The organism is Rhodococcus sp. NPDC003382 (genome assembly GCF_053589135.1).
Window position 1 is genome coordinate 75,532 of sequence record NZ_JBSFRH010000029.1, and the last position, 11,519, is coordinate 87,050.

General features: G+C 70.0%; 12 protein-coding genes. 9 read left to right on the forward strand and 3 right to left on the reverse strand.

The features are described from left to right. Positions 1-65 precede the first annotated feature (65 nt). Both ACWDUD_RS19770 and ACWDUD_RS19775 read left to right on the forward strand, forming a co-directional pair. On the forward strand, positions 66-839 hold the full coding sequence (locus ACWDUD_RS19770; protein WP_450110368.1) for a PIG-L family deacetylase: 774 nt from the start codon (positions 66-68) through the stop codon (positions 837-839). A 40-nt stretch (positions 840-879) separates the two neighbouring features. Continuing rightward, positions 880-1,344: an SRPBCC family protein gene (locus ACWDUD_RS19775; RefSeq protein ID WP_248674872.1), complete on the forward strand. Its 465-nt coding sequence runs from the start codon at positions 880-882 to the stop codon at positions 1,342-1,344. Positions 1,345-1,381: 37 nt separating this feature from the next. On the opposite strand, the gene ACWDUD_RS19780 is transcribed toward ACWDUD_RS19775, so the two are convergent. Further along, complete coding sequence (locus ACWDUD_RS19780) at positions 1,382-2,611, reverse strand: ROK family protein (protein WP_450110372.1); 1,230 nt, start codon at positions 2,609-2,611, stop codon at positions 1,382-1,384. 481 nt (positions 2,612-3,092) lie between these two features. Here ACWDUD_RS19780 and ACWDUD_RS19785 point away from each other — a divergent pair, with 481 nt between their 5' ends. From ACWDUD_RS19785 to ACWDUD_RS19800, 4 genes are all read left to right on the forward strand, one after another. Continuing rightward, positions 3,093-4,037 (forward strand): TauD/TfdA dioxygenase family protein, encoded by a 945-nt coding sequence (locus ACWDUD_RS19785; protein WP_197256621.1) that lies wholly within the window; start codon positions 3,093-3,095, stop codon positions 4,035-4,037. A gap of 497 nt (positions 4,038-4,534) precedes the next feature. Next, the gene (locus ACWDUD_RS19790; protein WP_450110369.1) at positions 4,535-5,344 is read left to right on the forward strand and encodes a biosynthetic peptidoglycan transglycosylase; all 810 of its coding nucleotides are present in this window, start codon (positions 4,535-4,537) and stop codon (positions 5,342-5,344) included. A gap of 68 nt (positions 5,345-5,412) precedes the next feature. Beyond that, entirely contained in the window at positions 5,413-6,162 is a 750-nt protein-coding gene (locus ACWDUD_RS19795) for an SDR family NAD(P)-dependent oxidoreductase (RefSeq protein WP_197256616.1), read from the forward strand. 29 nt (positions 6,163-6,191) lie between these two features. Beyond that, positions 6,192-7,238 (forward strand): DUF2804 domain-containing protein, encoded by a 1,047-nt coding sequence (locus ACWDUD_RS19800; RefSeq protein ID WP_197256614.1) that lies wholly within the window; start codon positions 6,192-6,194, stop codon positions 7,236-7,238. 15 nt (positions 7,239-7,253) lie between these two features. Here ACWDUD_RS19800 and ACWDUD_RS19805 read toward each other — a convergent pair whose 3' ends face one another. After that, the gene (locus ACWDUD_RS19805) at positions 7,254-8,417 is read right to left on the reverse strand and encodes a L,D-transpeptidase (protein ID WP_282581762.1); all 1,164 of its coding nucleotides are present in this window, start codon (positions 8,415-8,417) and stop codon (positions 7,254-7,256) included. Positions 8,418-8,474: 57 nt separating this feature from the next. Further along, positions 8,475-9,569, reverse strand: a complete 1,095-nt coding sequence (locus ACWDUD_RS19810) for a UDP-N-acetylmuramate dehydrogenase (RefSeq protein ID WP_450110370.1) — start codon at positions 9,567-9,569, stop codon at positions 8,475-8,477. A 24-nt stretch (positions 9,570-9,593) separates the two neighbouring features. Between ACWDUD_RS19810 and ACWDUD_RS19815 the strand changes: the two genes are divergently transcribed. The 3 genes from ACWDUD_RS19815 to ACWDUD_RS19825 are packed head-to-tail and all read left to right on the forward strand — an operon-like array spanning position 9,594 to position 11,433. Then, positions 9,594-10,100 carry a DUF2505 domain-containing protein gene (locus ACWDUD_RS19815; protein WP_197256612.1) on the forward strand — a complete coding sequence of 169 codons (507 nt, stop codon included), beginning with the start codon at positions 9,594-9,596 and terminating at the stop codon, positions 10,098-10,100. Positions 10,101-10,142: 42 nt separating this feature from the next. Beyond that, positions 10,143-10,643: a DUF2505 domain-containing protein gene (locus ACWDUD_RS19820; protein WP_197256610.1), complete on the forward strand. Its 501-nt coding sequence runs from the start codon at positions 10,143-10,145 to the stop codon at positions 10,641-10,643. Positions 10,644-10,656: 13 nt separating this feature from the next. Then, positions 10,657-11,433, forward strand: coding sequence for a class I SAM-dependent methyltransferase (locus tag ACWDUD_RS19825; protein ID WP_197256608.1), 777 nt, complete (start codon positions 10,657-10,659; stop codon positions 11,431-11,433). The last annotated feature ends 86 nt before the right edge of the window (positions 11,434-11,519 follow it).

The following is an 11,519-nucleotide window of genomic DNA, read 5'->3' on the forward strand; positions in this document are numbered from 1 at the left end:
GTCACTGCTGCTCGTCCTTCGCTCCGGTCCCCCGCGTGTCGGTCATTCGTGCCAGCATGCACGGTATGGGTGTCCTGGTCTGCTTTCACGCACATCCCGACGACGAGGTGTTCGGCACCGGCGGGGTGATGCGCCTGGCCGCCGACGCGGGCCACCGGGTGGTGCTGGTGGTCGCGACGGACGGCGCGGCCGGTGAGGTCCCGGAGGGTCTGCTGCGTCCGGGCGAGAGCCTGGCGGAGCGGCGGCTGGCCGAGGTCGAGCGGTCCGCCGACGCGCTCGGGGTTGCCCGGCTCGTTCCGCTCGGTTACCCCGACTCGGGGATGGCCGGCACCCCCGAGAACGCGAACCCCGCGGCGTTCTGCAACGTCGACGTCGATTCGGCGGCCCGCCGGCTGGCTGCGGTGCTGGACGAGGAGGGCGCGGACGTCGTCACCATCTACGACCCGAACGGCGGCTACGGGCACCCCGATCACGTGCAGGTGCATCGCGTCGGGCTGCGGGCGAGCGAGATGGTCGGTCATCACGCCGTCTACGAATCGGCGTTGAACCGTGACCATCTGCGGCGCCTGATCGCGGCGAATCCGGACATGACCGAGGGCCGGACGCCACCGGACATCGACTCGTTCGGGCTGCCCGAGTCGGAGCTCACCACGACGGTGGACGTCTCGGCGACGATGGCCGCCAAACGTGCTGCCATGCAGGCTCATGCGTCGCAGGTCGGTGATTTCGGCCCGATGCTGACGCTTCCGGACGACATGTTGCGGGCGGCCTTCGGCATCGAATGGTTCCGCCGGCGCGGTGCCGCCCCCGGTCTCGCGGAGACCGCCCTCCCCCTCTGAGCCCGGCCGAACTCCGACCCGCCCAACCGAAGGAGCGCACGTGGAACACCGGATCGCACTGAGCAGATCGATCGCGGCGCCGCCGAGCGCCGTGTGGCGAGTCCTGACCGATATCGACGACGCCGCACGAACATTGAACGGTGTCACCGGAATCGAGCGTCTCGATGCGACCGGGTACGAGGTCGGCACCCGCTGGCGCGAGACCCGGGTGATGTTCGGCAAATCCGCCACCGAGGAGATGCGGGTGGCCGAGGTCGAACCGGAGCGCCGCACCGTCGTCACCGCGGAATCCGGAGGCACGACCTACCGCACGGTGTTCGAGTTGGCGCCCCGGGCCGACGGCACCGAACTGTCGGTCGAGTTCTCCGGTGCCACGGATTCCCCCGGGCTGTTCACCCGGATCATGACGCCGGTGTTCGGACCCCTCGCGATGCGTGCGACGAGCAAGGCGCTGCAGTGCGACCTCGACGACATCGCCACCGCGGCGGAGCGCACGACGTTGTGACCTGATCGTCGGCACTCCCCCGGGGCGGAGACATGTCCTAGCCGCGCGACCGCCGCATCGAGCCGAGCGGATCGGAGTACAGCGAGCTCAACGACACCACGCCGGCCGCATGCGCCTGCACCCGGTTGCCGAACCCGGTGATGCGAATGTCCTTGCGCGGCAGGTTCGATGCCCGCGCGAACGCCTCGGCCACGTGCGGCACACCGGCGGGGTACTCGGTGAACGCCTGGCCGCCGAGGGTGACGCGGTCGGGGTTGAACAGGTCGCGGAGCATCGCGACGGTGCGGCCGAGGACGGTGGCACGGTCGACGAGGATCTCGTGTGCGGGCGCCGAACCCTCGCGGGCGAACTTGTAGAGCGCGCCGATCGTCGGATCCTCGACGTCGCCGAGCAGGCCGGCCTCGCGGGCCTTCAGCAGCACCGCCCGGTCGCTGACGGTGGCCTCGAGGCAGCCGGTCGCACCGCACGAGCACACGGCCGTCGAGCCGGTCGGCAGGTGCGCGATCGACCCGGGACCGCCGTTCGGGGTGTGCACGCGGCCGTCGAAAGTGATTGCGATACCGGTGGTTTCGCGAGCGTAGAAGTAGAGGCCGGTGCCCTTGACGTCGGCCTCACGATCCGGGGTGAGCAGCAGTTCCGACGCGGCCATCGCCTCGACGTGCGCGGCGACCGAGACCGGGAGACCCATACCGCGGCCGATGATCGCGCCGACACGCGCGCCGCTCCAGCCGAGCCGCGGGTGGTCGACGAGGCCGGTCTCCGAGTCGACGCGGCCGCCGAGCGCGACCCCCACCCACAGCGGGGTGCGGCGGTGCCAGCGGGACGCGAACGACCGCGCGCTCGCGGTGATCGCCCCCAGGACGACATCCTGATCGCCTCGGGGCGTGGGGATTTCGACGGCACCGATGATACGCCCGCGCAGATCCGCCGCGACGATCCCGGTGACGACGGCACCGATGTGGATGCCGATGGTCAGGTACGGCTCGTGGTCGACCTCGAACGGGACGCGCGGACGGCCGATGGCGCCCGAGGCCGCGAGATCGGCACGCTCACGGAGCAATCCGGCCGAGAGCAGTGCCGAGACCTGCCGGTTGACGGTGGCGATGCTCAGGCCGGTGACCTTGGCGGCGACGTCGCGGGACACCGGCCCGCGGGCCGCGGCGACCCGGAACACCGATGCCGCGGTGCCGTCGGCGATCCGCAGGTCCGGCGCGACGATCTGCACCCGAGCGGTGGAACGGGCCCGGGCGGTCGCGGTCTGCGCGATGCGACGGGAACCGGTGGTGGAGGTGCGAGCGGACTGGACGGGAAGCGTGGAAGTCGACACAGGTGTGGAATCCTCGTGATTCGGCCCGGACGGGCTGGCGTGACACGGTCATGAACGCGCCGAACCGCTGCGACGTGCGTGGACGTCGTCGAACAGTCGATCAGAGGGAAAGCCAGAACAGGCTCGGACCCGGCGCGAAACTACTGGATGGCACCGTGACAACGACAACAGAGTTCCCGTGCCAGAGGCAAGCGCGAGCCCAGCGCGGCGGTCACGTACGTGACCCGCGGGGCGGAGTGGCGGCCTGCTGACATGCCGTCGAACATAACGCGTGCGGACGCGGCTGTCCAATTCAGGCCGAAAAGGTAGGGAATTCTCGCGGCGCCGACCACCCCGAATCAGGCTGAGTCGAATGGTTCTGCCATGAGGGACCTGATGTTTGCATGGGCGCATCCACCCATTTCCTCGCGAAAGGCCAGTCATGTCCGTCGATTTCGCATCCCCCACCACCGTCCCGACCACCCCGACCGTCGTGAAACTGGGCGCACATCTCGGTGCCCGCATCGACGGCGTCCGGCTCGGGGGCGACCTCGACCCGGCGACGGTCGCACTGATCCGCCGTGCGCTCGGCGAACACAAGGTGATCTTCTTCCGTGGGCAGGACCACCTGGACGACGACGCGCAGTACGCGTTCGCGGAACTGCTCGGCACACCGACGACCGCGCACCCGACCGTCAAGTCCCGCGGAGTCCGGATCCTGCCGATCGACTCCGACTACGGCAAGGCCAACAGCTGGCACACCGACGTCTCGTTCGTCGATCGCATTCCGAAGGCGTCGATCCTGCGGGCGGTGACCCTGCCCGAGTACGGCGGGTCGACGGTGTGGGCGTCCGGTGTCGCCGCGTACGAGGGACTCCCGGCTCCACTGAAGGCGCTCGTGGAGAACCTGTGGGCCGTCCACACCAATGTCTACGACTACGCGGCCGAGAGCGCCGAGCGTGCCACCGAACGGACCGCCGAGTACCGCGACGAGTTCCGCTCCGAACTGTTCGAAACCGAGCATCCTGTGGTGCGGGTGCACCCGGAGACCGGGGAGCGGTCGCTGCTGCTCGGCCACTTCGTCAAGAACTTCGTCGGTCTCAGCGGCAACCAGTCCCACGCCCTGTTCCGGCTGCTGCAGGACCACCACCAGAAGCTCGAGTACACCACTCGCTGGAACTGGCAGCCCGGCGACGTCGCGATCTGGGACAACCGCGCCACCCAGCACTACGCGGTCGCCGACTACGACGAGCAGTACCGTCGCCTGCACCGCATCACCCTGGCCGGGGACGTCCCGGTGAACATCCACGGCGAGCGCAGCCGTCCGCTCGCCGGGGACGCCGGCGAGTACTCGATCGTCGAGACCGACACCGCACCCGCCCGATAGGGGCGGACGGGTCGCACTCCGGCCGACGCCGGCAAGAGTGATCGATCCGATACAGCCGTCCCCGACCGCACCCGCCACTATGGAATGCGGTGACACGGTGAGCGGGACGGAGTTGACGGATGTGGTGGCCGAGCAGGTGCGCGTGCGGCCGGTGGGCGCGACCCGGGGAGAAGGTCGTGGACGGCCTCTGCCCCCGGTGCCGGGCCACCCGGGACCGGTACCGGCCGCGGCCTGTCCGGGCCGGGTCCGAGCAGTACCGGTCCCGAACTGCCGGGTCCGCGGCACCCGGGTCTGCGCCGCGGCCGGGACCGCCCCCGAATCCGCAGTACCGGACGCCACCGCAGTCATCGCCCCGCCGCGGGCTGCAGTGGCGTCCTGCACCGTCCCGGCCGAGCGCCCCGACGTGGCCGCGCCCCGCGCAACCGGACACACCTCCGGTTGCGGCCGGCCGACGTCGTCGACGACTGCGAGTCGCAGCGGTCGCGGCCGCCGGGGTCGTGGTGCTGCCGCTGTCCGGAATGGCCGTCGTCGCGGCGTCGCTGCGCTGGTGGACACCGTCACAGTCGAACTTCATGCGGATCGACGACGGACCCATCGCCTACCAGTACGTCTCGATCGACCACATCAGCCGCTACGTCATCGCGTCCGCCGTCGCGCACGAGGACGACCTGCTCGGACTACGGAAGCAGGCGTTCCACTGGGGTGACTTCCTCGACCGCGCCACCGCCGTCCTGTCCGGCGAGCGTCAGCAGACGTATTCGACGATCCCCCAGCAACTCGCGAAGAACATGTTCTTCACCCCGGACCAGAGCATGCTGCGCAAGGCCGTCGAGGTGGTGCCGTCCGTCGCATTGCGGGCCACCATGTCCGACGCGCGGATCATGGAGTTGTACCTGAACTACGCGCAGTTCGGACCCGACCTCTACGGGGTGTGCGCAGCGAGCTGGTACTACTTCGACACGCCACCGTCGGAGATGTACCCCTATCACGCGATGCAGCTGGCCGGGATGCTGCCGAACCCCGAGGACGTCGTGCGGCTGCCCGGCGGTGGCGTCGACACCTCGCCGGACGCCCCGTATCCGAGCGCGGCATTCCACATCAACGGCGCCGCCAACGTCGACCTTCCGGCCCGCTTCGACGCGTGGGGCGGCTGGCAGAACATCACGGCGTCGCTCGGGATCGAGGACTCCGCAGCCGATCACGCCGACGCCCGCCCGAGCGCGGATTCGTGCTCGACGATGCCCGACTCGGTCCGTGAGCGGCTCGCCGTCGAAGATCCGGGCTTCGTCTCCGCCGGGGGCATGTGAGTCCGGGGGCATGTGAGGCGCGGCGCCGCCGCCCGGTGACGGGCACGGGCGCGTCCTAGGATCGACGCATGAGTATCTCCCCAGATTCGCGCGTCGCCGTCGTCACCGGGGCATCGTCCGGCATCGGCGAAGCCACCGCCCGCACTCTCGCCGCGCAGGGCTACCACGTCGTCGTGGGTGCCCGCCGACTCGACCGCCTCGAGAAACTCGCCGAGGAGATCGGCGGCACCGCACTCGAACTCGACGTCACCGACGAGGATTCGGTCACCGCGTTCACCACCGTCCTGCCGCGCGTGGACGTGCTGGTCAACAACGCCGGTGGCGCGAAGGGACTGGCGACGGTCGCCGAGGCCGACGAGGACGACTGGCGCTGGATGTGGGAGACGAACGTCATCGGCACCATGCGCGTGACGAAGGCGCTGCTGCCCAAGCTGATCGAGTCGGGGGACGGACTGATCGTGACGATCACGTCGGTCGCAGCGTTCGAGGCGTACGACAACGGCTCCGGATACACCTCCGCCAAGCATGCACAGGCGGTGGTGCACCGGACGCTGCGCGGAGAGCTGCTCGGCAAGCCGGTGCGGCTGACCGAGATCGCCCCCGGCGCCGTCGAAACCGAGTTCTCGCTCGTGCGATTCGAGGGCGATCAGGAACGTGCCGACAAGGTGTACGAGGGCATCACGCCGCTCGTCGCACAGGACATCGCCGAGATCATCGGGTTCGTCGCATCGCGCCCCTCGCACGTGAACCTGGACCAGATCATCGTCAAGCCGCGTGATCAGGCGAGTGCGGGCCGGTTCCATCGCGTGAGCAAATAACACCGCGTGAGCAACTAACCTCTGGAGGTATGCAGCAGCAGCGTCTTTCGCCCGGGCCACTGCTCGACGACCGCGGCCACCTCGAGCAGGCGGGCTGGGCCACCGCCGAGATCCGCACCTACGACCGGGCGCGGATCTCGGCGTCGCGGCTGCGCATCAAGGAGTGGGACTACTACTGCATCGTCTCCGACCCGACCTCCGACCCCGCTTCCGGTCCGGTCGGACTCGCGCTGACGGTCGCCGACAACGGGTACATGGGCCTGGTCGGGTTGAGCTGGCTGGATCTGGCCGCCGGCACGGAAACCACCGAGAACAAGCTGATCCCGTTCCCGCTCGGCCGGATGCGGATGCCGTCCAGCGCCGACACCGGCGACGTGGTCGTGCGCCGGGGCGCGCTGCGCGTCGAGTTCCGCCACGAGACGCAGGGGCGCCGCCTCATCGTCGACCATCCGGGCTTCGACGGCGGCCGCGGCCTGTCCGGGGACCTGCTGCTGCAGCAGCCCGACGACGACCGCATGGTGATCGCTACACCGTTCCCGCGGGCCCCGAAGGCGTTCTACTACAACCAGAAGATCAACTGCCTGCCCGCGGCGGGCACGATCGAAGTCCGCGGTGTCCGGCACGAGTTCGACCCGGCGTCCACCTTCGGCGTCCTCGACTGGGGCCGCGGTGTGTGGACCTACGACAACACCTGGTATTGGGGTTCGGCGTCCGGGCTGCACGAGGGAAAGCGGTTCGGTTTCAACGTCGGCTACGGCTTCGGCGACACCACCGCCGCCTCGGAGAACATGCTCTTCCACGACGGGGTCGCACACAAACTCGACCGCGTGCACTTCCACCGTCCGCACGGCAGCTACGACGGCGCGCCGTGGCGTTTCACGAGCAACGACAGCCGTTTCGAGATGGACTTCGAGCCGATCGTCGATCGCGCCGCCGACGTCAACGCGCTCGTCGTGCGGTCCACCCAGCATCAGGTGTTCGGGCGGTTCAGCGGACACGTGCTGCTCGACGACGGCACCCGCCTCGAGATCGAGAACCTGCTCGGTTTCGCCGAGGAGGTCCGCAACCGCTGGTAGACCCGCCCGGAAGACCTACAACGCGGACATCGACTGCCAGGTCTGCCAGTCCACGGCCCAGTCCCACAGGTCCCCGTCCGCCTCGGACAGGTCGATCGAGGTGCCGCTGACCTCCACCGGATCCCCGTACATCGCGATCGCGAAGTACTCCTGCGCGTCGGACATCGACAGGTTGATGCACCCGTTGGTGACGTTGGAGGCGCCCTGCTGGCCGGTGGTGAGCGGGTTGGCGTGGATGAACTCGCCGTTGTTGGAGATCCGCACGGCCCAGCGCTCGCGCACGTTCTCGTAGTACGGCGGGTTCGACATGAGGAAATCCTCGTGCTTCTCGGTGACCACGTGGATGCCGCTGCGCGTGACGTTGCGGGCCTCGGAGCCCTCGCCGTAGCTCACCGGGATGTCCATGACCGTCTGCCCGTCGCGCACCACCTGCATGCGGTGGCTCTGCGCGTTCGCGACGACGACCTGGCTGCGGCCGATACCGAAGTCGAGGGTCAGGTCCGCGGCGCCGTACGCGCCGTCGCCGTAGGCAAGTCCGTAGAGCCGCGCGTCCAGGCTCACCGTCGTACCGGGCGCCCAGTACTGCCGGGGCCTCCAGTGCGCCCGCGCGCCGCCGTTGTCGTCGGGCAGCCACGCCCAGGCACCCTCGGTCGGCGGGTTCGTGGTGACCACGAGCGCCTTCTCGACGGCGGCCTTGTCCTCGATCGGACCGTCGAACTGCACGATGATCGGCGCGGCGATCCCCACCTCCTGACCGTCCGCGATGTTGAGGGTCGCGGAGACCACCTCGTCCGGTTCGACGGTCGAGAAACTGCCCTCCACCGCGACCTCGTCACCGTCTGCGCCGATCACGGACCCCGACCATTCGTAGGTCGCGCCGTATCCGAGCGGTTCCGTGACGGTGTAGCTGTGGCCGTCCGCGGCGAGTTCACCGGCGACGACGACCCCGGACTCGGTGTTGGTGAGCGCGATATCGGTGAGGGTGCCGTCGGTCGCGGTCACCGAGATCGGTGCCGTGGGAGCCACGTCGGTGGCGCCGTCTGCCGGGTTCATGGTGGCCCCGACGGCCGGTTGCGGGTCGCCGGCGATCGAACCGCCGTTCGACGTCGAGCAGGCGGCGAGCACCGCGACGAGAGCGAGGCACCAGAGCCACACCAACCGATTTGTCCGTTTACGCAGGTCGTGCACCCTCTCCACGGTACGCGCGGGGCAGATGTGACCCGGACCTCGGCGGATTCAGATCTCGACGCCGACCGGCACCGGTTCCGGCTCGAGCCGCACACCGAACACCTTCTGCACCCCGTCCCGCACCTGCCGGGCCAGCGCCACCAGATCCGCGGCGGTCGCGTTCCCGCGGTTGGTCAGTGCGAGCGTGTGCTTCGTCGACAGCCGCGCGGGGGCGTCCGCCGACGGGAAGCCCTTGCCGAATCCGGCACGTTCGATGAGCCAGCCCGCGGACAGTTTGGTGCCGCCCTCCGCGGGGAACTGCGGGATCCGCACATCGGCGCCGACGCGTTCGGTGATCGCCGCGAGCACCGCGGGCAGCGCGCCTTCGGGCACGACCGGGTTGGTGAAGAACGAGCCGGCGCTCCACGTGTCGTGATCGGTCTCGTCGAGCACCATGCCCTTGCCGCGACGCAACGCCAGCACCTGCTCGCGCACCTCCGCGGCCGGGCGGCGCTCACCCTCCTCTGCGCCGAGCGCGGTCGCGAGCTCGCGGTAGCCGAGCGGCGCGCTCGACCCGTCGGGCCGGACCTCGAGCTCGACGTCGACGACGAGCGCCGCGTCGGAATGCTTGAGCACACTCGTCCGGTATCCGAGACCCAGGTGCTCCGGACCCACCCAGCGCACCTCACCGGTCCGGCGGTCGAGCAGCCGCACCCGCCGCAGCACCGACCCGACCTCGACCCCGTACGCCCCGACGTTCTGCACGGGGGTCGCCCCGGCGGACCCGGGAATCCCGGACAGCGCCTCGAGGCCGCCGAACCCGGCCGAGACCGTCCGGGCGACGACGTCGTCCCACACCGCGCCGGCTTCGATGCGCACCGAGTCGGTGTCGAGTTCGACGCCGGTGGTCGCGATCTTCACCACGACACCGTCGAATCCCGCGTCGCCGACGACGAGGTTGGATCCGCCGGCCAGGATCAGCGTCGGCACCTGCTCGGCGTCGAGCAGGCGCACGACGTCGACGAGAACGTCGGTGGTGGCGCATTCGGCCAGGACTCGGGCGGGTCCGCCGAGCCGCAGCGTCGTCAGGGTCGACAGCGGCACCTGCTCGGACACCGTGGCTCCCGACTCGGCGAGGCGGGCAGCGATACGTGGATCGGACACCCGCAAACGGTAGCGTGACGAGCCATGGGTACCCCTATCGACCATTCCGCGCACTACGAGTTCCCCGCCGCGAACGTGCACGCGGCGCTCGTCGACCCGGAATACTGGCGTGAGCGCCTGGCGCGGGTCGGCGGCCCCGGCGCCACCATCGAGGACGTGAAGACCTCCGCCGGAACGATCGACCTGCACATGACGCAGGCCATCCCCGCCGAGCACCTGCCGAGCGTGGTCACCAGCATCCGGCCCGGCGACCTGGTCATCCACCGGCACGAATCGTGGGAGCCGCTCGACGGCGAGCGTGCCCGCGGCCGGTTCTCGGCCGGTGTCGACGGGATGCCCGGCAGGGTCGAGGGTGCCTTCACGCTCGCGCCGGGCCGGACCGGGACGGTCGTCGAGATCGACGGCGAGGTCGAGGTGAAGATCCCGTTCCTCGGCGGGAAGATCGAGGGCATGATCGTCGAGCAACTCGTCGAACTGTTCGACGCCGAGCAGGAGTTCACAGCCGGCTGGCTGGGCCGATCCGGCTCCTGACGATTTTCGCGTGACCGGGGCGAACCGGTACCCTGGCCCGCTGTGGCACGGCGCATGAACTACTCCGCCCGCTATCCGTATCCGGCGGAGCGGGTGTACGAGGCGCTGCGCGATCCGGCCCACTGGGAGGCCCGGATGGTGGAGATGCGCAAGTATTCGCAGAACCACGTGGAGTCCTTCGAGGCGTCGGACTCCGGCATCTCGCTGGTGCTGCACCACATCCTGCCCCGGTCCGAACTGCCGGAGATCGCGCAGACGGTGATGAAGAAGGACCTGGTCATCACCCGCAAGGAGTCCTACAGCCCGTTCGACGGGAAGGCCACCGGACGCTACGAGGCGTCGATCCCGGCCGGCCCGGGCAGCCTCACCGGCACGATGGAACTGTTCGCCGGCGACGACGGGTGCACGCTGCGCACGACGTCGGAGGCGAAGGTTCATCTGCCGTTCATCGGCGGCAAGCTCGAAGAGCTGATGCTGCAGAACCTCGTCGACCTGTTCCGCACCGAAGCGGAGATCACGGCCGACTGGCTGGCAGGACAGTAGGCCGGTCCCGACAGTGCGAACGCTACGCCCGGAAGGTGTCGTCACCCGCGGCACCACCGGCATCAACCGGCTGCGCCGCAGCGACCGCTGGGCCGTGCACCATTCCGGTATCGCCCGCGTCCTGCGGTCGGCACCGGATCCGCTGGTCGTCGATCTCGGCTACGGCGCGATGCCGGTGACCACGCTGGAGCTGGCGTCGCGGCTGCGCACCGTGCGCCCCGACGTGCGGATGGTCGGCCTCGAGATCGACCCCGAGCGGGTGGTTCCCGGCCGCGACGGAGTCCGTTTCGCGCGCGGCGGCTTCGAGCTGGCCGGGTTGCGGCCGGTGCTGGTCCGCGCGTTCAACGTGCTGCGGCAGTACCCGGAGGACGCGGTCGCGCCCGTGTGGGAGCGGTTGCGGTCGGGGCTGGCGCCGGGCGGTCTGGTGATCGACGGCACGTGTGACGAACTGGGCCGGCGCTGCGCGTGGGTGCTGCTGGATCGCGACGGTCCGCGCAGCCTGACGCTGGCGTGGAGTCCGTTCCACATCGACACCCCGTCCGACCTGGCCGAGCGGTTGCCGAAAGCGCTGATCCACCGCAATGTTCCCGGCGAGCGGATCCACGATCTGCTGCAGGCCGCCGATCGGGCGTGGGCGACCGCCGCTCCGCATGCCGCGTTCGGGCCGCGCGTCCGCTGGCGGGCCACCCTCGATCTGCTGCGCGGGCAGGGAATTCCGGTCGCCCCGCAGCGTCGCCGCCTGCGCGACTGCGTGCTGACGGTGCCGTGGGAGACGGTCGCGCCGAGCTGAGTGCGCTACGCGCCGGTGTGCCTTTGTGGCGGCCCCCGCCCCCCCCAAAGCACACCCCGCCCCCCGCCCCGAGGAACCCCAGTTAG

Excerpts from the sequence above, each read along its gene's own strand:
- ACWDUD_RS19770 (WP_450110368.1), top strand. The coding sequence starts at position 66 with ATGGGTGTCCTGGTCTGCTTTCACGCACATCCCGACGACGAGGTGTTC.
- ACWDUD_RS19785 (WP_197256621.1), top strand. The coding sequence starts at position 3,093 with ATGTCCGTCGATTTCGCATCCCCCACCACCGTCCCGACCACCCCGACC.
- ACWDUD_RS19795 (WP_197256616.1), top strand. The coding sequence starts at position 5,413 with ATGAGTATCTCCCCAGATTCGCGCGTCGCCGTCGTCACCGGGGCATCG.
- ACWDUD_RS19800 (WP_197256614.1), top strand. The coding sequence starts at position 6,192 with ATGCAGCAGCAGCGTCTTTCGCCCGGGCCACTGCTCGACGACCGCGGC.
- ACWDUD_RS19815 (WP_197256612.1), top strand. The coding sequence starts at position 9,594 with ATGGGTACCCCTATCGACCATTCCGCGCACTACGAGTTCCCCGCCGCG.